We start from the raw sequence: 19,864 nt of genomic DNA, 5'->3' as shown, positions 1-19,864 counted from the left end.
AAGTGGATCATGATGGGGGCATGGCCGATCCGCTCGCCCGGACACCCGTGACGCCGGACGGGGGCCTCGGCCCGGCCGACCGGCACCCCGGCATGAGCGGCGCCCGCTATCTCCGGCGGCGGGGCGCCCTCGTGGAGCTCGCACGCGGCCACCGGGTGGGCGACCCCTCGCCCCATGTGACGTACACCGACGAGGAACACGGGACCTGGCGCAGGGTCCACGCCGCGCTCCTCGTCGCCCACCGCGGCAGGGTTCCGCGCGAGGTCCTGGAGGCCCGCGAGTCGGCGCCGATCCCGTCCGACCACGTGCCCCAGCACGCCGAGGTCGGCTTCCGGCTGCGCGAGCTGACCGGCTTCGCCTTCACCCTGGCCGGCGGGATCGTGCCGAACAAGCGGTTCCTGGGGTCCATGGCACGCGACTACTTCCACGCGGTGCAGTACGTACGCCACCCGGCGATGCCGCTCTACACGCCCGAACCCGACGTCATCCACGACGTCTTCGGCCACGGCACCCATCTGGCGTCACCGTGGTTCGCGGATCTCTACCGCCTGTTCGGGTCGGCCGCGGCGAGGGTGGACAGTGACGACGCCCTCGACCTGATCAGCCGCGTGTACTGGTTCACCCTGGAGTACGGCGTCATCGCCGCCGGACCGCGGGGCGTGCAGGCGTACGGCGCGGCCCTGCTCTCCTCGTACGGCGTGCTCGACCGGCTGCACCTGGCACGGATCCTGCCGTGGGACATCGCCGACATGGCCCGCGTGCCGTACCAGGTGGCCGGCTACCAGCCCTTCCTGTTCGGGGCGCGGTCACTGGAGCACCTCGCCGACACCCTGCACGGCTTCCTCGACACCTTCGACGAGGAGACGGCGGCCAGGCTGGGGCTTCCGTCGCTGCGGCAGCGGGGGTTCATGGGCCGGCCTGCCGCCGGGGCGGCGGCGGTCGGAGTCAGCGCAGGCTCGGAACCTCGCCGCACGCCGCCCAGGTGACCGTCGTCCCGGTCAGGCCCCGCAGCCACCGCTCGGTGATCTCCGCGAGGCGGGCCGGGTCCGGGGGAGCGGCGCCGAGGCCGACGGCGTACCTGGCCGAGGCCGGGCCGGACGCGAACGGGCGAGGCCAGGCGTGGGCGTCCGGCACCCCGGCGGTTTCCAGGGCGGTGAGCAGGGCGCGGACACGGCCCCGTACCCGGCCCTCCTCGGGGCCTGTGGGGACGGTCACGACCGCCCAGGCCGCGTGGCGGCGGTGCAGTGGCGGCGGGGACAGCAGCTCCGGCCAGGGGGTGGCAGTCCGGGCGGTGGCGGCGGATTCCGCTGCCTTCTCCAGGACTTCCCAGGCCCGGTAGAGCTCCTGGGTGAGGCGGTCCCGGCCGCCGGGGCCGAGCTGGTCGGTGCAGGAGCGGACCGGTTCGGTCGGGGTCATGACCGGCTCGCTCCAGTCCCGTACGGCCCAGGTCGCGAAGAAGTGACGCAGCAACTCGTCGGGCGGCAGCTCACCGGCCTCGCGGGCGGTACGGGCCGCGAGCACGGACCAGGCCAGGCCCGGCAGCCCTCCGAAGGGCGCCGAGTCCAGACCGCGGACCTTCGCCCAGGCCTTGACCTCACCGGCGAGCCGGGCGAACGCGGCACGGTGGGCCCCGGCCGCGGCGCGTACGGCATCCGCGTCGCTGACCGCGCCGAGCGCGATCGCGGCGGCCTCGCCCAGGGCCGTGCGGCGAGCGACCGCCTCGGCGGGGTCGAGGCTTCCCGTGGCGACGACCACCAGGTCCACGCCGAGCCCGCCGACCCGCAGCCGCAGCCCCGGCACCCTTGCCCCGACCACCTCCCGCACGTCCGTGGCCTCCGGCAGTGCGGCCTCGACACGGGCCCGCACCTCCGCGACCCCGGTCCCACCCGGCAGCGCCGCCACCAGATCCAGATCCGCGCCCGGCAACGCGCAGCCCATGCGCCGCGAGCCGACGACATACACGACCCCGTCGGCCAGCGCGTCGGCCACGCGCTGAGCGACCCTTCGGGCGTGGCCGTCATCGGCCGCCTCCTCGGCCGCCTCCTCGGCCGCCTCCTCGGCGGCGGGGCCGGCGCCGGGCGCCGTGTCTTCGGCCGTCGCCCGGGCCGGGCCGTCGGCGGGGTCGTTCGTGGGCGGGGCGCAGGCGGCGGGGTCGTTCGTGGGCGGGGCGCAGGCGGCCGGGCCCAGGTCGAAGTCGCCGTCGCCCTCCTCCCGTGCCCACCGCACCTCGCCCGTGCCCAGGGCGATCGTCGCCCGCACCTGCATCGGTTCGTCGCCGCGCCGTGACAGCAGGACCAGCTCGTCGACGTGGGCGTGCAGCGGTCCGCCGAGCCGGGACTCGCATTCGGCGACCAGCCCGTGCGGGTCGTGGGTGCGGCCGAGGCTCAGGTGCGGCGTGAAGCCGTGGTGACGGTCCCGGCAGCGCGGGAAGCGCTGCTCCAGGGCGCGCCGGAGGTCGGCCCACGGCTGTTCGCCCGCCGCAGCCGGGTCGAGCCAGACCGTCGCGTAGTCCCGGTGGCCGAAGCTGTGGACGCCGTCCAGCCGGGCCGCGAAGGGAGCCACCCCCGCAGCCGCGGCCGCCAGCAGCGGAGCCGCCGCATCGAAGTCCGACTCCGCTACGAAGCCGAAGAGCACGTTGACGTGCGGCGGCCAGCGCCGGATCTGGGGGTCGTGGTCGCGGCGGACGGCCTGGATCGGCGGCCAGAGCTCGGGCGGCGGGAGCCACGCCACCGCCGTACGGGGCGTCGGCCGTGCGTCGAGGACGCCCGCGGGCGCTTCGCCGGGACCGAGGCCGGGACCGAGGCCGGGACCGGTGTCGATGCCGACGCCGTCACGGCTGTCGAGGCTCAGGTCGGCCTCGACGCCGTAGTGGTCGGAGACGTACAGCCCGTCCGGGCCTGGCGCGTCACCCGTCAGCGTGACGCCGTCCACCCGCAGCCCGTCCGCGCGCAGCAGCACCCTGTCCAGCCGGGACGCCCGCCCGGACAGGGACGAGACCGCGGCGAGCGGATTGACGCCCGGGTCGAACGTGGGCGTTCGGTCGTCGAGGCCGTGGACCTCACTCCAGGCGTCCCGCATCCCGAGCGCCGTCTCCGGTCCGTCCCCGCCCTCGTTGAAGTCCCCGAGCAGGACCACGTCGCCCTCGACGCCCGCCAACCCCTCGGCGAGCTGCGTCAGTTCGGCGTCCCGCCGTACCGCCCCGTTCTCGGAGTGATCGCTGCTCAGATGGGTCGCGGCGACCACGACCGGCCCGGCCCCGGTCTCCACGACGACGGCCGTGACGGCCTTGTGCGGGCCGAGGACGTGCACCCCGGCCTCCCGGACGGGCAGCCGGCTGAGCAGCAGCAGCCCGCAGTCGCCCACGTCCCTGCCCCCCGGGTCGGTGCCCAGCGTGTACGCCTCGCGCACCCACCCCGTCTCCAGCAGCAGCGCGAGCAGCTCCGCCTCGACCTCCTGCAGCGCGATGACGTCGGCGTCGGCGTCGCGCAGCGCCGCGAGCAGCAGAGGGCGGCGCCGGGCGGTGTCGATGAGATCGCTGTCGTACCGGTCCCAGAGCGTGTTCCAGGTCAGTACGCGCAGGCCGGCGGTGGCCGGTACGCCGCGAGGCTCCGCTGCCGGGACCCAGCCGCCCGCCGCGTCCCACACGTACGGCGTCCTCGCCGCGAAGAACGGCGCCCGCAGCCGGCGCGGATCCCGCACCCGCCCCGCGTCCGTGGCGTCGATCCGGTCCACGCCGGTGGACCGGTCCCAGACCAGCTCGCCGTCCGCCTCGAAGAACAGCACTCGGTGCCACGGGATCTCGCCGCCGGGGTCGAAGTCGTCCAGCATCATCCGCTTGGGCGCGGCGCCGCGCTGGTTGACCCCGATCACGAAGCGGGCCGGGTCGAAGCGCGGATCCCAGCGGACCCGGTGGTAGATCTCCTCGCTCGTACGCACCTACGCCTCCTCCTCGACGGTCCCGCCCGCTCCGATGTACCAGGTGCGGTGGGCCTGACCCGGGTACGGCGGGACGAACCGGTGCAGCTGCGCGGTGAGCACCTCGGCCGGCACCGGGTGCGTCCGGCCGGCGTTGCGCCGGGCCAGCTCGTCCTCGTCGACCAGCACGACCGCGTGCGTGACGAGCGCGTCGCGGCGGTGGGCGACCGCGTGCACCAGGGAACGCTGGTGCGGGTTGAGGGATGTGGCGTCCCACACCACCGTGCCACCCTCGGCCAGTGCGGTGTCGAGCGCGGCGAGGGCCTGCCGCAGCACCTCACCGTTGGCCCGCTGGTCCGCGCGCGAGCCGCGGGCCGCACGCAGGTCGTCGAGCGACACGTGCGCGCCGACACCCGGCAGGCCACGCGCGAAGGAGCTCTTCCCGCTGCCCGACGGGCCGACCATGTGGATCAGCTTGGGAAACTCCCCGGACCGCCACCGCCAGGTCGCCGCGACCGCCTCCTCGGCGGTCCGGATCCGGCCGTGCGCGAACGCGGCCCGTGCCTCGGCCCGGCAGCGGTCGGCAGGGTCCGCCGCCAGGTCCGCGAAGGCCTCGCGCAGCCCGTCCAGTGGGCCGGCCTCCTGGGCGTGCAGCGCCGACCACTCCACCTGTTCGCGCGCCTCGGCGTCGGGTGCGGCGGCGGCGGCGACGGCGTGCAGCACGTCCAGGTCGACGGCGTACGCCATTCGTACCAGTCCGGACCTGCGGTCCTCGTCGGGGTACGGGCGGTGCAGCCCGGCGTGCAGCCCGACCAGGTCCGCGACCTGCCGCGCGAGCGGCAGGCCCAGCGTCCGGGCCAGCCGCCCGGCGAGCGCACCCCGGCGGCTGCGGTGCAGCAGCGCGGCCAGCACCCCTGCGAGCCGGGCGTCCCCCGTCCGCTCGATGCGGCCGGCCACCTCTGCGGCGGCCCGCTCGTCCCCCTCCGGCACACCGACCGCCTCCAGCAGGGCGGAGGTGTCCGGCACGGCCCCGGACCGCACGGCCCACATCGCGGCGGCCGGGCCGAGCCCGTTCTCCACCACGGCGGAGTGCATCCAGTGCGTATCGGTCTGCACGTGCCCGGGCCGCACCCACTTGGCGACCCGCCGCGCGAACTCGTCCGCCGGGAAGCCGTCGGCGGTGCGTACGACGTACCCCTCCTGCCGGGCGGTCTCCGGCTTGATCCCCCGCAGGGCCTTCTCGTCGAAAACCCCCCGCCACAGCACGGCCGGCACCGGAACCCCCAGCCCTCGCAGGAACCCCTCGGTCCGGTCCCAGTCCAGGCACCGCCCGGCCCCGTCCCAGACCGAGAACCCGTAGAACCAGCTCTCCAGCTCCTCGTACGCGAGCGAATGCCGCGCGTACAGGTTCTCCCCGCAGATCCGCCACCCGGCCGGGATCCCGTGCCCGATCCGCCCCTGCAGTGCCTTCACCCAGGCCCGCGACGGATGGTGCGCCGAGTCGAGCGACCGCGCGTGCAGCCCGTCGGCGTACAGCGTCGTGTTCTCGCCGTCGAGCTTCTCGGTGACCACGACCTCGCGGCCGACGAGCCCCGACAGATCGACGACCCGCGTGTCGTCGGCGGCGGCGCCGGGCGACCACGGCAGATGCGGCGTGCGCGGATAGTGCGTGCGCGGCTGATGTGCCCGCATGATGATCGGCCCCCGGTGACGATGACGTGCCCGGTCACTGTAGGAGCACGAGGGATCGGCGATCGAACGAATAAGTGGTGCGTCGCGCCTACGAGAGGCCTGGTCGGCAGTCGCGGCAATGGCCCGCCTCCGGAGCGCGGAAGGCGCGGTCGCAGCGATCGCAGGTCTGGAGCGGGTCCGGGCGCGCGGTCGGCGGGGTGCTGGGCAGGGGTGGCGGCAGTAGCGCGGTGAGGCGGTGGGCGAGCAGGCCCGCTGGGTGGTGCAGGTCGGGCGGGAGGTTCGCGGTCAGGGCGCGGCGTACGGCGTCGGGGGTGGTGTCCCGGTCCAGCCAGGCCTCGACGGCCGGGGCGAGGCGGCGTACGTCCTGCTCGGCGAGGAGCAGGCGGGGGTGGTCCCGGCGCAGGTCGGTGAGGAGGGCGGTGGCCGTCGCTCGGCGGGCCGGGTCGTCCGACTGCGGCGCGGGGAGTGGCGGGGGCGCGCCGCGAGGTGCGGGTTCGGGCTCGGGCTCCGATGCCGGCTTCGGCTTCGGCTCCCGCTCCGGCATGGGCTCGGGCGGATGCGGGGCGGGGCTCGCCCCCGGCCGGTTGTACGAGACGACGCGCGTGACGAGCCGCCCGTTGGCCAGGCGCTCGCAGGGTCGCGCGAGGTATCCGGCGGCCTCCAGCTCCCGCATGGCGTCGGCGATGCGCGCCTCGCTCTCCGGGAAGCGAGCTGCGAAGCACTTGATGGTGACCTCTGCCCCGGCCTTGAGCGACTGGATGTGGACGGCGAGCCCGATCGCGACGAGGCTCAACTCGCGGTGCTGGGCGAGGTGGTTGCCGACGACCGTGTAGCGGCCGGCGTGCTTCACGTTGACGTGGACGACACCGGATCGGGCGGTCGGCCGGCGAACGGAGGACTGGACGCGCGAGGGCGCGCTAAGGTGCTGAAGAGCCATCGGGAAGAGGTCTACTTCCTCGGTGGTCAGGCCCTCGATCGGGATGCCAGTCCCGGCCGGGGGCCGACGCATGTCTGGGGTTGTCGCGGCGAGCATATGCCAGCCAACCCATCGCGAATCCAGCCGAGTTGGCGCAGTCCACCCATGTGGGTGACGGGGAGGCTGGAGGGGTTGGGAAGGTCTTTCCCTGGTTCTTTTCTCTTTTTGTGTCGTGGGACGCCGGGTCGCGGTCCACCGGGTCGCGGAGGGCCACGATCCGGTGCGGCCTGGGGTTACCTGCGGTTCCGTGCGAATTCGGCCGCCGCGGTCCAACTCTGAACCGAGCATTCCGGAAATTCGGTGAGAAAAAGGCTGCACGCAAAGGGGCAGCTGATGTCATGGTTGCCTCAAGTGGTCGATGAGTGACCACAGTTGGGGGAAATTCGTAGTGATAAGCATCAGACTGAAACGGGTCGTGGGAGTCGCGCTCGCCATCACTGTGGCGGGCGTCCTGCCGCCGACCGCGGCCGCGAGCGCCACCGGCGGCGCGGCGAGCGGCACCGGGAACGCCACGGCAGCGGCCGACCGTACGGTGGATCAGGCGACCAGCGACGACTTCGCAGCACTCGCCGACGCCGTTCTGACCAGACGGACGTCGGCCCTGTTGGACGGGGCGCAGGCGTCCCGCCGTGTCGCCGCCCTGCCACTGGCGGGCGATGTGCACGTCACCAGCCGTACCGCACACAAGGAGGAGGCTGCGGCCGCCGTCCTGAGAGACCGCAGGGCACGGCTCGCCTCGCTGCATGAGGCGTACACGGCCGCCGACACCGAGGTCGCCGTGGACGAAGTGCGTGTGGACGGCGACCGGGCGACCGCGCAGGTCACCGAGACCACGATGCTCACGTACAAGAAGATCCGCGGGGACGAGCCGCCGACCACCGGGTTTCAGGCACGGCACGAGCTGACCTTGGTCGCGGGCGCGGACGGGAGTTGGCAGCTGACGGGAATCACCTCCCTCGACGAGGGAGGGCCGGCAGCCGTCAACGCGGTGCAGACGGAACCGGCTCAGGGAAGCGACGGGTCCGCGCCGGCCGGCACGGCGGACGGACCGATCGACGAGGGCGGCACGCCCGAGACCGACGGGCCCGCACCCGTCGAAACACGGGCCGGCACCGTCAAGCCCGCCGCTCCGATGCAGGCCAAGGCCGCCGCCCGGGCGAGCTACAACTACAGCGCCATGGCGAAGTACGCGGAGAAGTACTGGAAGAACTACAACTCCAGCTATCGCAAGTTCAACGATGTCGGCGGGGACTGTACAAACTTCATCAGCCAGTCACTGCGGGCGGGCGGATGGAAGAACGACACCGGTTGGTACAAGAGTTACAAGAACTGGTGGTACAACTCCTCGAATCAGACGACGTCCTGGGTCAACGTCAACTATTGGGCTTCCTTCGCGCTGTACAGCGATCGCGCCTACAATCTGGACAACGTGTACAAGCTGGGTATCGGGGACATTCTTCAGATGGACTTCAGCAACAACGGGTCCAAGGACCACTCCATGATCACCACCTACAAGAGTGGTGGAGTTCCCTACCTGACCTACCATTCGACCAACACGTACCGGAAGTCGGTGGCGAGCATTGTTGCGTCCAATCCGAGGGCGACGTACTACGCCTTCCGCACCTGACAACGCCGGTCGGCGCCTCGCCGCGCTGTTCATGGCCGCGTTCTGCGTGATCCTGCTCTCCGCGTGCGGTGGAGGCGGGTCCGCGGATGCGTCGAAGTCACCGGATCTGGCCGACCAGGACCGCTTCCTGCGTGAGTACGTGGAGTTCCTCAACGAGTCGGACGAGGACGGGTTGGCGCGGTTGCTCGATGCCCACCCCAAGGGCTCGGAGGACGCCCGCGCCAGGATCCAGGCGTACGGCGGGCAGGACTGGGACGTGCGGTGGAACCGGACCTCGGAGTTCGCCGGGGTGTGGAAGGTCGAAATGGCCGGCACGGCCGGTGCCGAGAATCGGTCCGTCCGGGTCACCGAGACGGTGACCTGGGAGGACGAGCACTGGGTGATGACCCCGCTGCCGGGCGTCGTTCCGACGCCGTCGAACGCGGCGGGGACCACACCGCCCACATGAGGCAGGCGTCGGCAAGCAGATGACAGGAGGCCCGCGCGATCCCGGAGGGGAACGCGCGGGCCTCCGTCCGTCACGGCACGACCCGCCGGGTGACCTCGTCAGACCCACCCGGTGCCGTCCGGCCGCGGCGCCCGGAGAGGTCGCGGAAGGCCACGATCCGTGCGGTGGAGCGTGAGACCGGCGGGCAGACGATCAGCATGGTCCTGGCCCGGAGCCGCAGCATCAGCTCCTGCGTGACCAGACCAGCCTCGACCGTCTTGCCGACGCCGACGCCGACGCCGACGCCGACGCCGACGCCGACGCCGACGCCGACGCCGACGCCGACGCCGACGCCGACGCCGACGCCGACGTCGTCGGCGATCAGCAGATCGGTCCGCGACATCGACAGGGCACGGACCACCGGGTCCAGTGGTGGTCCTGGCGCTCCATGCCGGAGCGGAACGGGGCCTGGAGGGCGGTCTTGTCGGCCGAGGCGACCGCGCCCCAGCGCACGGCGTCCGGGAATGCGTCCAGCCGGTCGGGCTCGTCGAATCCGTTCGCGGGGGAGGGGAGCTCACGGCTGTCGAGCACCGCTGTTGCCTGCTCCGGCATCCGCACCACCCGCAGCTCCTCGTCGCGGGCGTTCGGACTCGACCGACATCAGCTCTATAGGTGGGTGGGGGGTGTGTCGGCAGCGCGGGTGGGATCGTCCGAGGCGAGGGCGGACCGCGTCACGTCGGCGACCACCCAGGTGCGGTTACGCACGGTTACCTACTGTCCAGGGGCCAGGGGCCAGGGACCAGGGGCCGGGGGCCGGCACGGTGTCCGGGACGTCTGCTGTGCGGCTCTCGGTCACTGCGCTCATGTCGCCCGCCCCCGGGATGCCTCGTTGCTCCGCTGACCTGACCTCGGAAGCTTGGAGCCCTTGTCTCCGCCGGGAACCGGGTAATAGGGACAGGAGCCATTTTCGGCGGCGTGTGATCGAGAGCCCCGATCAGGATCCGGCGCGGCGACGGCCCGCACGTGACCGGCCCTTACGCGCGCCCCGGTTTGACACGCAACCCCCGCGGGGTAATGTCTTCGGCTCGATTGGCGCCCCTGCCGCCCCGTATGGCAGACTGTCCGGGTTGCTCGGTTGAGTGCCGATGCTGCGCGCCTCCCGCCGGGAGGACCGGAAGCGAGTCCCACAGTACTCGTCGCCCCAACTGCCTCACGGCAGCGCTGGGGCGGACGTACGGGAATCTTCCGGGAAGCGTCAGCGGGGCGCCGACCAGGCATCCGGTGGGCCTTCGCCCTCGGTCACGCGGTCTCTTCTGCGACTCGCAAGCCCCTCGAGCAGGGAATCCGTCACTGGATATCTGCATAGCGGGAGTGCGACACGCCCGACCGCGTGGGTCGGAGGAGAAGGCTGGTAACACCGGGTTCCAGAGCGTTACGAGACAGACAGGACTACGAAGTAGCCATGGCGGGACAGAAGATCCGCATCCGGCTCAAGGCCTACGACCACGAGGTCATCGACTCCTCGGCGAAGAAGATCGTCGAGACGGTGACCCGCACTGGTGCGTCGGTCGCAGGCCCGGTGCCGCTGCCCACTGAGAAGAACGTGTACTGCGTCATCAAGTCGCCGCACAAGTACAAGGACTCGCGCGAGCACTTCGAGATGCGCACGCACAAGCGCCTCATCGACATCCTCGACCCCACGCCGAAGACGGTTGACTCGCTCATGCGCCTCGACCTGCCGGCGGGCGTCGACATCGAGATCAAGCTCTGAGGTGACGCGCGAGATGGCTAAGCAGATCAAGGGCATCCTGGGCGAGAAGCTCGGCATGACTCAGGTCTGGGACGAGAACAACCGTGTCGTCCCGGTCACCGTCGTCAAGGCCGGCCCCAACGTCGTCACCCAGGTCCGCACCAACGACACCGACGGCTACGACTCGGTCCAGATCGCCTTCGGCGAGATCGACCCGCGCAAGGTGAACAAGCCCCTCAAGGGCCACTTCGCCAAGGCCGACGTGACCCCGCGCCGCCACCTGGTGGAGCTCCGCACCTCCGACGCCGGCGAGTACACGCTCGGCCAGGAGATCACCGCTGAGACCTTCGAGGCGGGCATCAAGGTCGACGTCACCGGTAAGAGCAAGGGCAAGGGCTTCGCCGGTGTCATGAAGCGTCACAACTTCCGTGGTGGCAAGGCCTCCCACGGTGCGCACCGCGTGCACCGCAAGCCCGGTTCCATCGGTGGCTGCGCCACTCCGGGCCGTGTCTTCAAGGGCATGCGCATGGCCGGTCGCATGGGCAACGAGCGTGTGACCACCCAGAACCTGACCGTCCACGCCGTTGACGCGGAGAAGGGACTGCTGCTCATCAAGGGCGCGGTTCCCGGTCCGAACGGCGGCCTCGTCCTGGTCCGTACCGCGGCCAAGGGGGCCTGAGGTAACGATGAGCACCATTGACATCCTTTCGCCCGCTGGCGACAAGGCCGGTAGCGTCGAGCTCCCCTCGGAGATCTTCGACGCCAAGGTCAGCGTTCCGCTGATCCACCAGGTCGTCGTCGCGCAGCTGGCCGCTGCCCGTCAGGGCACGCACAAGACCAAGACCCGCGGCGAAGTCCGTGGTGGTGGCAAGAAGCCTTACCGCCAGAAGGGCACCGGCCGCGCCCGTCAGGGTTCGACCCGTGCGCCGCAGTTCGCCGGCGGTGGCGTCGTCCACGGCCCCGTGCCGCGTGACTACTCGCAGCGGACCCCGAAGAAGATGAAGGCCGCCGCCCTGCGCGGTGCCCTCACCGACCGGGCCCGTCACTCCCGCATCCACGTCGTCTCCGGCGTGGTCGAGGGCGGGATCTCCACCAAGGCCGCCAAGACGCTGTTCGGCAAGATCTCGGAGCGCAAGAACCTGCTCCTGGTCGTCGACCGCAGCGACGAGGCCGCGTGGCTGTCCGCCCGCAACCTGCCCCAGGTGCACATCCTGGAGCCGGGCCAGCTGAACACGTACGACGTGCTCGTCTCCGACGACGTGGTCTTCACCCAGGCCGCCTTCGAGTCCTTCGTGTCTGGCCCCAAGGCCGTTGAGACCGAAGGGAGCGAGGCCTGATGACTGAGGCCGTCGTCACCAGCAAGACCTTCTCGGACCCGCGCGACCTGCTGATCAAGCCGGTCGTCTCGGAGAAGAGCTACGCGCTGCTGGACGAGAACAAGTACACGTTCGTCGTCGACCCGCGCGCCAACAAGACCCAGATCAAGCAGGCCGTCGAGGCGGTCTTCCAGGTCAAGGTCACCGGGGTCAACACGATCAACCGTCAGGGCAAGCGCAAGCGCACCCGCACCGGTTTCGGCAAGCGCGCCAACACCAAGCGCGCCATCGTGACCCTTGCCGAGGGCAGCCGAATCGACATCTTCGGCGGTCCGACCGCCTAAGGGCGGTCCGGATCGTCCGATATCGGACGAGGACTGAGAAATGGGTATCCGCAAGTACAAGCCGACGACTCCGGGCCGTCGTGGCTCCAGCGTCGCCGACTTCGTCGAGATCACGCGGTCCACGCCGGAGAAGTCGCTGGTCCGCCCCCTGCACAGCAAGGGCGGCCGTAACAACCAGGGACGCATGACTGTTCGCCACCAGGGTGGCGGCCACAAGCGTGCGTACCGGGTGATCGACTTCCGCCGTCACGACAAGGACGGCGTTCCGGCCAAGGTCGCGCACATCGAGTACGACCCCAACCGCACCGCGCGCATCGCGCTCCTGCACTACGCGGACGGCGAGAAGCGCTACATCATCGCCCCGCGTGGCCTGAACCAGGGCGACCGGATCGAGAACGGCCCCGGTGCCGACATCAAGCCCGGCAACAACCTGGCGCTGCGCAACATCCCGGTCGGTACGACCATCCACGCCATCGAGCTGCGGCCCGGCGGCGGCGCGAAGTTCGCCCGCTCCGCGGGTGCCTCCGTGCAGCTGCTGGCGAAGGAGGGCTCCATGGCCCACCTTCGTATGCCGTCCGGCGAGATCCGCCTGGTCGACGTCCGCTGCCGCGCCACTGTCGGCGAGGTCGGCAACGCCGAGCAGTCGAACATCAACTGGGGCAAGGCCGGCCGTATGCGCTGGAAGGGCATCCGCCCGACCGTGCGTGGTGTCGTGATGAACCCGGTCGACCACCCCCACGGTGGTGGCGAGGGCAAGACCTCGGGTGGTCGCCACCCGGTGTCGCCCTGGGGCAAGAAGGAAATGCGTACTCGGGATCGCAACAAGGCGAGCAACAAGTACATCGTCCGCCGCCGCAAGACGAACAAGAAGCGCTAGGAGCGGGTTCAGATGCCGCGCAGTCTCAAGAAGGGGCCCTTCGTCGACGACCACCTGATCAAGAAGGTGGACGTACAGAACGAGGCAGGCACCAAGAACGTCATCAAGACCTGGTCCCGTCGCTCGATGATCGTCCCGGCCATGCTGGGCCACACGATCGCGGTGCACAACGGCAAGACCCACGTCCCGGTGTTCGTCACCGAGTCGATGGTCGGCCACAAGCTCGGCGAGTTCGCGCCGACCCGCACCTTCCGAGGCCATGTCAAGGAAGACCGGAAGTCGAAGCGCCGCTAGTAGCGGGGTGAAACCGACTATGACGAACGTGTCAGACACTGAAGGGACAACCATGGAAGCCAGGGCCCAGGCGCGGTACATCCGCGTCACGCCCATGAAGGCCCGCCGCGTGGTGGACCTCATCCGTGGCATGGACGCCACGGAGGCTCAGGCGGTCCTGCGTTTCGCCCCGCAGGCCGCGAGCGTGCCGGTTGGCAAGGTGCTGGACAGCGCCATCGCCAACGCTGCACACAACTACGACCACACCGACGCCTCTTCGCTGGTCATCAGCGAGGCGTACGTGGACGAGGGCCCGACCCTGAAGCGGTTCCGTCCGCGTGCCCAGGGCCGTGCCTACCGGATCCGTAAGCGGACCAGCCACATCACCGTGGTCGTCAGCAGCAAGGAAGGAACCCGGTAATGGGCCAGAAGGTAAACCCGCACGGGTTCCGGCTCGGCATCACCACGGACTTCAAGTCCCGTTGGTACGCCGACAAGCTGTACAAGGACTACGTCAAGGAAGACGTCGCCATTCGTCGCATGATGACGAAGGGCATGGAGCGGGCCGGTATCTCGAAGGTTGAGATCGAGCGCACCCGCGACCGCGTCCGCGTCGACATCCACACCGCCCGCCCGGGCATCGTCATCGGTCGCCGTGGCGCCGAGGCCGACCGCATCCGTGGCGAGCTGGAGAAGCTGACCGGCAAGCAGGTCCAGCTGAACATCCTCGAGGTCAAGAACCCCGAGGTGGACGCTCAGCTGGTGGCCCAGGCCGTCGCCGAGCAGCTCTCCTCCCGCGTCTCCTTCCGTCGTGCCATGCGTAAGAGCATGCAGAGCTCGATGAAGGCCGGCGCCAAGGGCATCAAGATCCAGTGCGGTGGCCGCCTCGGCGGCGCCGAGATGTCCCGCTCGGAGTTCTACCGCGAGGGCCGCGTGCCCCTGCACACGCTCCGCGCGAACGTCGACTACGGCTTCTTCGAGGCCAAGACGACCTTCGGCCGCATCGGTGTGAAGGTCTGGATCTACAAGGGCGACGTCAAGAACATCGCCGAGGTCCGCGCCGAGAACGCTGCTGCCCGCGCCGGCAACCGCCCGGCCCGTGGCGGCGCTGACCGCCCGGCCGGCCGTGGTGGCCGCGGTGGCGAGCGTGGCGGTCGCGGTCGTAAGCCGCAGCAGTCCGCGCCGGCAGCCGAGGCCCCCAAGGCCGACGCTCCCGCCGCTCCGGCTGCTGAGAGCACCGGAACGGAGGCCTGACCGACATGCTGATCCCTCGCAGGGTCAAGCACCGCAAGCAGCACCACCCCAAGCGCCGCGGTATGGCCAAGGGTGGTACGACCGTTGCGTTCGGCGAGTACGGCATTCAGGCCATGACTCCGGCGTACGTGACCAACCGCCAGATCGAGGCGGCTCGTATTGCGATGACCCGCCACATCAAGCGTGGCGGCAAGGTCTGGATCAACATCTACCCGGACCGCCCGCTGACGAAGAAGCCCGCCGAGACCCGCATGGGTTCCGGTAAGGGTTCCCCGGAGTGGTGGGTCGCGAACGTACACCCGGGCCGGGTCATGTTCGAGCTGTCCTACCCGAACGAGAAGATCGCACGTGAGGCTCTGACTCGCGCGGCTCACAAGCTGCCGATGAAGTGCCGGATCGTCAAGCGCGAGGCAGGTGAAGCGTGATGTCGGCCGGTACCAAGGCGTCCGAGCTGCGCGAGCTGGGCAGCGAGGAGCTTGTTGCCAAGCTCCGCGAGGCCAAGGAAGAGCTGTTCAACCTCCGCTTCCAGGCGGCGACCGGTCAGCTCGAGAACCACGGCCGGCTGAAGGCCGTCCGCAAGGACATCGCGCGGATCTACACCCTGATGCGTGAGCGCGAGCTGGGCATCGAGACGGTGGAGAGCGCCTGATGAGCGAGAGCAACGTGACTGAGAACAAGACCGAGCGCGGCTTCCGCAAGACCCGCGAGGGTCTGGTCGTCAGCGACAAGATGGACAAGACCGTCGTTGTCGCCGTCGAGGACCGCGTCAAGCACGCGCTGTACGGCAAGGTCATCCGCCGTACGAACAAGCTCAAGGCGCACGACGAGCAGAACGCTGCCGGCATCGGCGACCGCGTCCTCATCATGGAGACGCGTCCGCTGTCGGCGACGAAGCGCTGGCGCATCGTCGAGATCCTCGAGAAGGCCAAGTAATTACTTGAAGGGGTAACCCTTCGAGTCAGTTCCGCCAGGCTCGGCCGGGGCTGTCCAGTACAGCCCCGGCCGGGAACCGGCAGACAAACAGGAGATAGACGTGATCCAGCAGGAGTCGCGACTGCGTGTCGCCGACAACACTGGTGCCAAGGAGATCCTTTGCATCCGTGTTCTCGGTGGCTCCGGTCGCCGCTACGCGGGCATCGGTGACGTCATCGTCGCCACCGTCAAGGACGCGATCCCCGGTGGCAACGTGAAGAAGGGTGACGTCGTCAAGGCGGTCATCGTTCGCACCGTCAAGGAGCGCCGCCGCCAGGACGGCTCGTACATCCGCTTCGACGAGAACGCCGCCGTCATTCTGAAGAACGACGGCGACCCTCGCGGCACCCGTATCTTCGGCCCCGTCGGCCGTGAGCTGCGCGAGAAGAAGTTCATGAAGATCATCTCGCTCGCGCCGGAGGTGCTGTAAGCATGAAGATCAAGAAGGGCGACCTGGTCCAGGTCATCACCGGTAAGGACAAGGGCAAGCAGGGCAAGGTCATCGCGGCCTTCCCCCGCGAGGACCGTGTTCTGGTCGAGGGTGTCAACCGGGTCAAGAAGCACACGAAGGCCAACCAGCCGGGCCGTGCGTCGCAGGCCGGCGGCATCGTCACCACCGAGGCCCCCATCCACGTGAGCAACGTTCAGCTCGTCGTGGAGAAGGACGGCAACAAGGTCGTGACCCGCGTCGGTTACCGCTTCGACGACGAGGGCAACAAGATCCGCGTTGCCAAGCGGACGGGTGAGGACATCTGATGGCTACCACCACCACTCCGCGTCTCAAGACGAAGTACCGCGAGGAGATCACGGGCAAGCTGCGTGAGGAGTTCTCGTACGAGAACGTCATGCAGGTTCCCGGCCTCGTGAAGATCGTGGTCAACATGGGTGTGGGCGACGCCGCCCGCGACTCCAAGCTGATCGAGGGCGCCATCCGCGACCTCACCACGATCACCGGTCAGAAGCCGGCCGTCACCAAGGCCCGCAAGTCCATCGCGCAGTTCAAGCTGCGTGAGGGTCAGCCGATCGGTGCCCACGTCACGCTCCGTGGCGACCGCATGTGGGAGTTCCTGGACCGCACCCTGTCGCTCGCGCTGCCGCGCATCCGCGACTTCCGCGGCCTGTCCCCGAAGCAGTTCGACGGCCGTGGCAACTACACCTTCGGTCTCACGGAGCAGGTCATGTTCCACGAGATCGACCAGGACAAGATCGACCGCGTCCGGGGTATGGACATCACCGTGGTCACCACGGCGACCAACGACGCTGAGGGCCGTGCCCTTCTCCGTCACCTCGGCTTCCCGTTCAAGGAGGCGTAAGCGAGATGGCGAAGAAGGCTCTGATTGCCAAGGCTGCTCGTAAGCCCAAGTTCGGTGTGCGTGCGTACACCCGCTGCCAGCGCTGCGGCCGCCCGCACTCCGTGTACCGCAAGTTCGGCCTCTGCCGCGTGTGCCTTCGTGAGATGGCTCACCGCGGCGAGCTCCCGGGCGTGACCAAGAGCTCCTGGTAATCCCCGTTTTCACGGGAATTACCGGAGGCTCTCGGTAAGCAACGGGTCGGCGGGGCCCACCTCCACATGCCGTAGGCTTGTGGGGTTGGGCGCCTGCCGCCCTGATCGACTTACTACGCCGTAGGTCCCCGTGCCGCACCCGTCCCGCCCATGTGTGGGGAGAGGGATGGCGCATACAGGAAACCCCGGCGAGAGAGGCCGAAGGCCAATTCATGACCATGACTGATCCGATCGCAGACATGCTTACGCGTCTGCGGAACGCGAACTCGGCGTACCACGACTCCGTGACGATGCCGCACAGCAAGATCAAGTCTCACATCGCGGAGATCCTCCAGCAGGAGGGCTTCATCACGGGCTGGCGCGTCGAGGACGCCGAGGTCGGCAAGAACCTCGTCCTCGAGCTGAAGTTCGGGCCGAACCGTGAGCGCTCCATCGCGGGCATCAAGCGGATCTCCAAGCCCGGTCTCCGGGTGTACGCGAAGTCCACCAACCTGCCGAAGGTGCTGGGTGGCCTGGGCGTGGCGATCATCTCCACGTCCCACGGGCTCCTGACCGACAAGCAGGCCAGCAAGAAGGGTGTGGGCGGGGAAGTCCTCGCCTACGTCTGGTAGTCGGGAACGGAGGAGAAGAAACATGTCGCGTATCGGCAAGCTCCCCATCTCGGTTCCCGCCGGCGTGGATGTCACCATCGATGGCCGTACGGTCCAGGTGAAGGGCCCCAAGGGATCCCTGACCCACACCGTTGCCGCGCCGATCGAGATCGTGAAGGGTGAGGACGGCGTTCTGAACGTCACCCGCCCGAACGACGAGCGTCAGAACAAGGCCCTGCACGGCCTGTCCCGCACGCTGGTGGCCAACATGATCACCGGTGTGACCCAGGGGTACGTCAAGGCGCTCGAGATCAGCGGTGTCGGTTACCGCGTTGCCGCGAAGGGCTCCAACCTGGAGTTCCAGCTCGGCTACAGCCACCCGATCCTGGTGGAGGCGCCCGAGGGCATCTCCTTCAAGGTCGAGTCGCCGACCAAGTTCTCGGTCGAGGGCATCGACAAGCAGAAGGTCGGCGAGGTCGCCGCGAACATCCGCAAGCTGCGCAAGCCCGACCCGTACAAGGCCAAGGGCGTGAAGTACGCGGGCGAGGTCATCCGCCGCAAGGTCGGAAAGGCTGGTAAGTAAGCCATGGCATACGGCGTGAAGATTGCCAAGGGCAAGGCCTACAAGGGCGCTTCCCTGAAGCGTCGCCACATCCGCATCCGCAAGAAGATCTCGGGTACCCCGGCGCGTCCGCGTCTGGTCGTCACCCGGTCCAACCGCGGCATCACGGCTCAGGTCATCGACGACCTCGCGGGGCACACCCTCGCGTCGGCGTCCACCCTGGACTCGTCCATCCGCGGCGGCGAAGGCGACAAGTCGGCGAAGGCGAAGCAGGTCGGCCAGCTCGTGGCCGAGCGTGCCAAGGCCGCCGGCGTCGAGGCTGTCGTGTTCGACCGTGGCGGCAACCAGTACGCCGGGCGCATCGCCGCCCTGGCGGACGCCGCCCGCGAAGCCGGCCTGAAGTTCTGAGCCGGTTCCGTAGCTCAGCGGAAAACGAAGAGAGGTAATTCCAATGGCTGGACCCCAGCGCCGCGGAAGCGGTGCCGGTGGCGGCGAGCGGCGGGACCGGAAGGGCCGTGACGGCGGCGCAGCTGCCGCCGAGAAGACCGCTTACGTTGAGCGCGTTGTCGCGATCAACCGTGTCGCCAAGGTTGTGAAGGGTGGTCGTCGCTTCAGCTTCACCGCGCTGGTCGTGGTGGGCGACGGTGACGGCACCGTGGGTGTCGGTTACGGCAAGGCCAAGGAGGTGCCGGCCGCCATCGCCAAGGGTGTTGAGGAGGCCAAGAAGCACTTCTTCAAGGTCCCCCGTATCCAGGGCACCATCCCGCACCCGATCACGGGTGAGAAGGCTGCGGGCGTCGTCCTGCTCAAGCCGGCTTCCCCCGGTACCGGTGTTATCGCCGGTGGCCCGGTGCGTGCCGTGCTCGAGTGCGCAGGCGTTCACGACATCCTGTCGAAGTCGCTCGGCTCGTCCAACGCGATCAACATCGTGCACGCGACCGTGGCGGCCCTGAAGGGTCTGCAGCGTCCCGAGGAGATCGCGGCGCGCCGTGGTCTGCCGCTCGAGGACGTCGCCCCCGCAGCCCTGCTGCGTGCGCGTGCCGGTGCGGGAGCGGGTGCGTGATGGCCCGCCTCAAGATCACGCAGACGAAGTCGTACATCGGCAGCAAGCAGAACCACCGTGACACGCTGCGTTCGCTTGGCCTGAAGAGGGTCAACGACGTGGTAGTCAAGGAGGACCGCCCCGAGTTCCGCGGCATGGTGCAGACCGTCCGCCACCTCGTGACGGTCGAGGAGGTCGACTGATCATGGCGGAGAACAACCCGCTCAAGATCCACAACCTCCGTCCCGCCCCGGGCGCCAAGACCGCCAAGACCCGTGTGGGTCGTGGTGAGGCGTCGAAGGGTAAGACGGCCGGTCGTGGTACCAAGGGCACGAAGGCCCGCTACCAGGTTCCGGAGCGCTTCGAGGGTGGGCAGATGCCCCTCCACATGCGTCTCCCGAAGCTGAAGGGCTTCAAGAACCCGTTCCGTACCGAGTACCAGGTCGTGAACCTGGACAAGCTGGCCGCGCTCTACCCGCAGGGTGGCGAGGTCACGGTGGCCGACCTGGTCGCCAAGGGTGCGGTGCGCAAGAACAGCCTCGTCAAGGTCCTGGGCCAGGGCGAGATCTCCGTGGCGCTGCAGGTTTCGGTTGACGCCGTCTCCGGCTCCGCCAAGGAGAAGATCGCCGCCGTCGGCGGCACCGTCACCGAGCTCGTCTGAGACGAGCCGATGGCCTGAAGACCTTCCGGGGATGCCTCGCAAATGGGGCATCCCCGGTTGGTCGTTCCAAGGGGGGCGCACT

At 69.6% G+C, this 19,864-nt stretch carries 29 protein-coding genes; 24 read left to right on the top strand and 5 right to left on the bottom strand.

Going from position 1 to position 19,864, the window contains the following annotated elements; genetic code table 11:
• Positions 1-20 precede the first annotated feature (20 nt).
• Complete coding sequence (locus ACWCP0_RS01760; RefSeq protein ID WP_451076872.1) at positions 21-986, top strand: phenylalanine 4-monooxygenase; 966 nt, start codon at positions 21-23, stop codon at positions 984-986.
• On the opposite strand, the gene ACWCP0_RS01755 is transcribed toward ACWCP0_RS01760, so the two are convergent.
• The 3 genes from ACWCP0_RS01755 to ACWCP0_RS01745 form a co-directional block, all read right to left on the bottom strand.
• A complete protein-coding gene (locus tag ACWCP0_RS01755) occupies positions 946-3,936 on the bottom strand; it encodes an RNA repair domain-containing protein (RefSeq protein WP_451076871.1) in 2,991 nt (996 codons plus the stop codon). The two genes, ACWCP0_RS01760 and ACWCP0_RS01755, sit on opposite strands and share 41 nt — an antisense overlap.
• Positions 3,937-5,607, bottom strand: a complete 1,671-nt coding sequence (locus ACWCP0_RS01750) for an RNA ligase family protein (protein ID WP_451076870.1) — start codon at positions 5,605-5,607, stop codon at positions 3,937-3,939.
• A gap of 88 nt (positions 5,608-5,695) precedes the next feature.
• Entirely contained in the window at positions 5,696-6,544 is an 849-nt protein-coding gene (locus ACWCP0_RS01745) for a helix-turn-helix domain-containing protein (RefSeq protein WP_451077011.1), read from the bottom strand.
• Positions 6,545-6,971: 427 nt separating this feature from the next.
• Here ACWCP0_RS01745 and ACWCP0_RS01740 point away from each other — a divergent pair, with 427 nt between their 5' ends.
• Together ACWCP0_RS01740 and ACWCP0_RS01735 are read left to right on the top strand one after the other, a co-directional pair.
• Positions 6,972-8,210: an amidase domain-containing protein gene (locus ACWCP0_RS01740; RefSeq protein WP_451076869.1), complete on the top strand. Its 1,239-nt coding sequence runs from the start codon at positions 6,972-6,974 to the stop codon at positions 8,208-8,210.
• A 31-nt stretch (positions 8,211-8,241) separates the two neighbouring features.
• Positions 8,242-8,658, top strand: a complete 417-nt coding sequence (locus ACWCP0_RS01735) for a hypothetical protein (RefSeq protein ID WP_451076868.1) — start codon at positions 8,242-8,244, stop codon at positions 8,656-8,658.
• A gap of 70 nt (positions 8,659-8,728) precedes the next feature.
• On the opposite strand, the gene ACWCP0_RS01730 is transcribed toward ACWCP0_RS01735, so the two are convergent.
• Together ACWCP0_RS01730 and ACWCP0_RS01725 are read right to left on the bottom strand one after the other, a co-directional pair.
• Entirely contained in the window at positions 8,729-9,040 is a 312-nt protein-coding gene (locus tag ACWCP0_RS01730) for a hypothetical protein (RefSeq protein ID WP_451076867.1), read from the bottom strand.
• Positions 9,019-9,258 carry a hypothetical protein gene (locus tag ACWCP0_RS01725; RefSeq protein ID WP_451076866.1) on the bottom strand — a complete coding sequence of 80 codons (240 nt, stop codon included), beginning with the start codon at positions 9,256-9,258 and terminating at the stop codon, positions 9,019-9,021. Before ACWCP0_RS01725 ends, ACWCP0_RS01730 begins: the two co-directional genes overlap by 22 nt.
• Positions 9,259-10,099: 841 nt before the next feature.
• On the opposite strand from ACWCP0_RS01725, the gene rpsJ reads away from it, so the two are divergent.
• The 21 genes from rpsJ (at position 10,100) to rplO (ending at position 19,782) form a co-directional block, all read left to right on the top strand.
• Positions 10,100-10,408 carry a 30S ribosomal protein S10 gene (gene rpsJ, locus ACWCP0_RS01720; protein WP_003948644.1) on the top strand — a complete coding sequence of 103 codons (309 nt, stop codon included), beginning with the start codon at positions 10,100-10,102 and terminating at the stop codon, positions 10,406-10,408.
• A gap of 13 nt (positions 10,409-10,421) precedes the next feature.
• Complete coding sequence (gene rplC, locus ACWCP0_RS01715) at positions 10,422-11,066, top strand: 50S ribosomal protein L3 (protein WP_351226566.1); 645 nt, start codon at positions 10,422-10,424, stop codon at positions 11,064-11,066.
• A 7-nt stretch (positions 11,067-11,073) separates the two neighbouring features.
• The gene (gene rplD / locus ACWCP0_RS01710) at positions 11,074-11,724 is read left to right on the top strand and encodes a 50S ribosomal protein L4 (RefSeq protein WP_266381576.1); all 651 of its coding nucleotides are present in this window, start codon (positions 11,074-11,076) and stop codon (positions 11,722-11,724) included.
• On the top strand, positions 11,724-12,047 hold the full coding sequence (gene rplW / locus ACWCP0_RS01705) for a 50S ribosomal protein L23 (RefSeq protein ID WP_451076865.1): 324 nt from the start codon (positions 11,724-11,726) through the stop codon (positions 12,045-12,047). Before rplD ends, rplW begins: the two co-directional genes overlap by 1 nt.
• Before the next feature lie 40 nt (positions 12,048-12,087).
• Positions 12,088-12,924: a 50S ribosomal protein L2 gene (gene rplB, locus ACWCP0_RS01700; RefSeq protein ID WP_451076864.1), complete on the top strand. Its 837-nt coding sequence runs from the start codon at positions 12,088-12,090 to the stop codon at positions 12,922-12,924.
• 12 nt (positions 12,925-12,936) lie between these two features.
• Positions 12,937-13,218 (top strand): 30S ribosomal protein S19, encoded by a 282-nt coding sequence (gene rpsS, locus ACWCP0_RS01695; RefSeq protein ID WP_240135349.1) that lies wholly within the window; start codon positions 12,937-12,939, stop codon positions 13,216-13,218.
• A 52-nt stretch (positions 13,219-13,270) separates the two neighbouring features.
• Positions 13,271-13,618 carry a 50S ribosomal protein L22 gene (gene rplV / locus ACWCP0_RS01690; RefSeq protein ID WP_004571827.1) on the top strand — a complete coding sequence of 116 codons (348 nt, stop codon included), beginning with the start codon at positions 13,271-13,273 and terminating at the stop codon, positions 13,616-13,618.
• Entirely contained in the window at positions 13,618-14,451 is an 834-nt protein-coding gene (rpsC, locus tag ACWCP0_RS01685; RefSeq protein ID WP_451076863.1) for a 30S ribosomal protein S3, read from the top strand. Before rplV ends, rpsC begins: the two co-directional genes overlap by 1 nt.
• A gap of 5 nt (positions 14,452-14,456) precedes the next feature.
• On the top strand, positions 14,457-14,876 hold the full coding sequence (rplP, locus tag ACWCP0_RS01680; protein ID WP_005313579.1) for a 50S ribosomal protein L16: 420 nt from the start codon (positions 14,457-14,459) through the stop codon (positions 14,874-14,876).
• On the top strand, positions 14,876-15,100 hold the full coding sequence (gene rpmC / locus ACWCP0_RS01675) for a 50S ribosomal protein L29 (RefSeq protein ID WP_266381587.1): 225 nt from the start codon (positions 14,876-14,878) through the stop codon (positions 15,098-15,100). Before rplP ends, rpmC begins: the two co-directional genes overlap by 1 nt.
• On the top strand, positions 15,100-15,384 hold the full coding sequence (gene rpsQ / locus ACWCP0_RS01670) for a 30S ribosomal protein S17 (RefSeq protein ID WP_451076862.1): 285 nt from the start codon (positions 15,100-15,102) through the stop codon (positions 15,382-15,384). The genes rpmC and rpsQ overlap by 1 nt, the downstream gene beginning before the upstream one ends.
• Positions 15,385-15,484: 100 nt before the next feature.
• A complete protein-coding gene (gene rplN, locus ACWCP0_RS01665; RefSeq protein ID WP_003956455.1) occupies positions 15,485-15,853 on the top strand; it encodes a 50S ribosomal protein L14 in 369 nt (122 codons plus the stop codon).
• 2 nt (positions 15,854-15,855) lie between these two features.
• Entirely contained in the window at positions 15,856-16,179 is a 324-nt protein-coding gene (gene rplX / locus ACWCP0_RS01660) for a 50S ribosomal protein L24 (protein ID WP_105868304.1), read from the top strand.
• The gene (rplE, locus tag ACWCP0_RS01655; RefSeq protein WP_351226549.1) at positions 16,179-16,736 is read left to right on the top strand and encodes a 50S ribosomal protein L5; all 558 of its coding nucleotides are present in this window, start codon (positions 16,179-16,181) and stop codon (positions 16,734-16,736) included. The genes rplX and rplE overlap by 1 nt, the downstream gene beginning before the upstream one ends.
• A 5-nt stretch (positions 16,737-16,741) precedes the next feature.
• The gene (locus ACWCP0_RS01650) at positions 16,742-16,927 is read left to right on the top strand and encodes a type Z 30S ribosomal protein S14 (protein ID WP_003956452.1); all 186 of its coding nucleotides are present in this window, start codon (positions 16,742-16,744) and stop codon (positions 16,925-16,927) included.
• Positions 16,928-17,139: 212 nt separating this feature from the next.
• Positions 17,140-17,538 carry a 30S ribosomal protein S8 gene (rpsH, locus tag ACWCP0_RS01645; RefSeq protein ID WP_351226547.1) on the top strand — a complete coding sequence of 133 codons (399 nt, stop codon included), beginning with the start codon at positions 17,140-17,142 and terminating at the stop codon, positions 17,536-17,538.
• 22 nt (positions 17,539-17,560) lie between these two features.
• A complete protein-coding gene (gene rplF, locus ACWCP0_RS01640; RefSeq protein ID WP_351226545.1) occupies positions 17,561-18,100 on the top strand; it encodes a 50S ribosomal protein L6 in 540 nt (179 codons plus the stop codon).
• Between the two features lie 3 nt (positions 18,101-18,103).
• On the top strand, positions 18,104-18,487 hold the full coding sequence (gene rplR / locus ACWCP0_RS01635; protein ID WP_336547169.1) for a 50S ribosomal protein L18: 384 nt from the start codon (positions 18,104-18,106) through the stop codon (positions 18,485-18,487).
• 43 nt (positions 18,488-18,530) lie between these two features.
• Complete coding sequence (gene rpsE, locus ACWCP0_RS01630; protein WP_242329302.1) at positions 18,531-19,142, top strand: 30S ribosomal protein S5; 612 nt, start codon at positions 18,531-18,533, stop codon at positions 19,140-19,142.
• Positions 19,142-19,324, top strand: coding sequence for a 50S ribosomal protein L30 (gene rpmD, locus ACWCP0_RS01625; RefSeq protein ID WP_392323484.1), 183 nt, complete (start codon positions 19,142-19,144; stop codon positions 19,322-19,324). Before rpsE ends, rpmD begins: the two co-directional genes overlap by 1 nt.
• A gap of 2 nt (positions 19,325-19,326) precedes the next feature.
• Positions 19,327-19,782 carry a 50S ribosomal protein L15 gene (rplO, locus tag ACWCP0_RS01620; RefSeq protein WP_451076861.1) on the top strand — a complete coding sequence of 152 codons (456 nt, stop codon included), beginning with the start codon at positions 19,327-19,329 and terminating at the stop codon, positions 19,780-19,782.
• Positions 19,783-19,864: the final 82 nt, after the last annotated feature.

The sequence above is a fragment of the Streptomyces sp. NPDC001970 genome (assembly GCF_053594115.1).
The sequence above is the reverse complement of the archived record's forward strand: the minus strand, read 5'-3'. Positions and strand labels throughout refer to the sequence as shown.

Bases quoted from the DNA above. Each gene is read 5' to 3' on its own strand.
- ACWCP0_RS01760 (WP_451076872.1), top strand. From the start codon at position 21: ATGGCCGATCCGCTCGCCCGGACACCCGTGACGCCGGACGGGGGCCTC.
- ACWCP0_RS01750 (WP_451076870.1), bottom strand. From the start codon at position 5,607: ATGCGGGCACATCAGCCGCGCACGCACTATCCGCGCACGCCGCATCTG.
- ACWCP0_RS01745 (WP_451077011.1), bottom strand. From the start codon at position 6,544: ATGGCTCTTCAGCACCTTAGCGCGCCCTCGCGCGTCCAGTCCTCCGTT.
- ACWCP0_RS01735 (WP_451076868.1), top strand. From the start codon at position 8,242: ATGGCCGCGTTCTGCGTGATCCTGCTCTCCGCGTGCGGTGGAGGCGGG.
- ACWCP0_RS01730 (WP_451076867.1), bottom strand. From the start codon at position 9,040: ATGTCGCGGACCGATCTGCTGATCGCCGACGACGTCGGCGTCGGCGTC.
- rpsJ (WP_003948644.1), top strand. From the start codon at position 10,100: ATGGCGGGACAGAAGATCCGCATCCGGCTCAAGGCCTACGACCACGAG.
- rplC (WP_351226566.1), top strand. From the start codon at position 10,422: ATGGCTAAGCAGATCAAGGGCATCCTGGGCGAGAAGCTCGGCATGACT.
- rplD (WP_266381576.1), top strand. From the start codon at position 11,074: ATGAGCACCATTGACATCCTTTCGCCCGCTGGCGACAAGGCCGGTAGC.
- rplW (WP_451076865.1), top strand. From the start codon at position 11,724: ATGACTGAGGCCGTCGTCACCAGCAAGACCTTCTCGGACCCGCGCGAC.
- rplB (WP_451076864.1), top strand. From the start codon at position 12,088: ATGGGTATCCGCAAGTACAAGCCGACGACTCCGGGCCGTCGTGGCTCC.
- rpsS (WP_240135349.1), top strand. From the start codon at position 12,937: ATGCCGCGCAGTCTCAAGAAGGGGCCCTTCGTCGACGACCACCTGATC.
- rplV (WP_004571827.1), top strand. From the start codon at position 13,271: ATGGAAGCCAGGGCCCAGGCGCGGTACATCCGCGTCACGCCCATGAAG.
- rpsC (WP_451076863.1), top strand. From the start codon at position 13,618: ATGGGCCAGAAGGTAAACCCGCACGGGTTCCGGCTCGGCATCACCACG.
- rplP (WP_005313579.1), top strand. From the start codon at position 14,457: ATGCTGATCCCTCGCAGGGTCAAGCACCGCAAGCAGCACCACCCCAAG.
- rpmC (WP_266381587.1), top strand. From the start codon at position 14,876: ATGTCGGCCGGTACCAAGGCGTCCGAGCTGCGCGAGCTGGGCAGCGAG.
- rpsQ (WP_451076862.1), top strand. From the start codon at position 15,100: ATGAGCGAGAGCAACGTGACTGAGAACAAGACCGAGCGCGGCTTCCGC.
- rplX (WP_105868304.1), top strand. From the start codon at position 15,856: ATGAAGATCAAGAAGGGCGACCTGGTCCAGGTCATCACCGGTAAGGAC.
- rplE (WP_351226549.1), top strand. From the start codon at position 16,179: ATGGCTACCACCACCACTCCGCGTCTCAAGACGAAGTACCGCGAGGAG.
- ACWCP0_RS01650 (WP_003956452.1), top strand. From the start codon at position 16,742: ATGGCGAAGAAGGCTCTGATTGCCAAGGCTGCTCGTAAGCCCAAGTTC.
- rpsH (WP_351226547.1), top strand. From the start codon at position 17,140: ATGACCATGACTGATCCGATCGCAGACATGCTTACGCGTCTGCGGAAC.
- rplF (WP_351226545.1), top strand. From the start codon at position 17,561: ATGTCGCGTATCGGCAAGCTCCCCATCTCGGTTCCCGCCGGCGTGGAT.
- rplR (WP_336547169.1), top strand. From the start codon at position 18,104: ATGGCATACGGCGTGAAGATTGCCAAGGGCAAGGCCTACAAGGGCGCT.
- rpsE (WP_242329302.1), top strand. From the start codon at position 18,531: ATGGCTGGACCCCAGCGCCGCGGAAGCGGTGCCGGTGGCGGCGAGCGG.
- rpmD (WP_392323484.1), top strand. From the start codon at position 19,142: ATGGCCCGCCTCAAGATCACGCAGACGAAGTCGTACATCGGCAGCAAG.
- rplO (WP_451076861.1), top strand. From the start codon at position 19,327: ATGGCGGAGAACAACCCGCTCAAGATCCACAACCTCCGTCCCGCCCCG.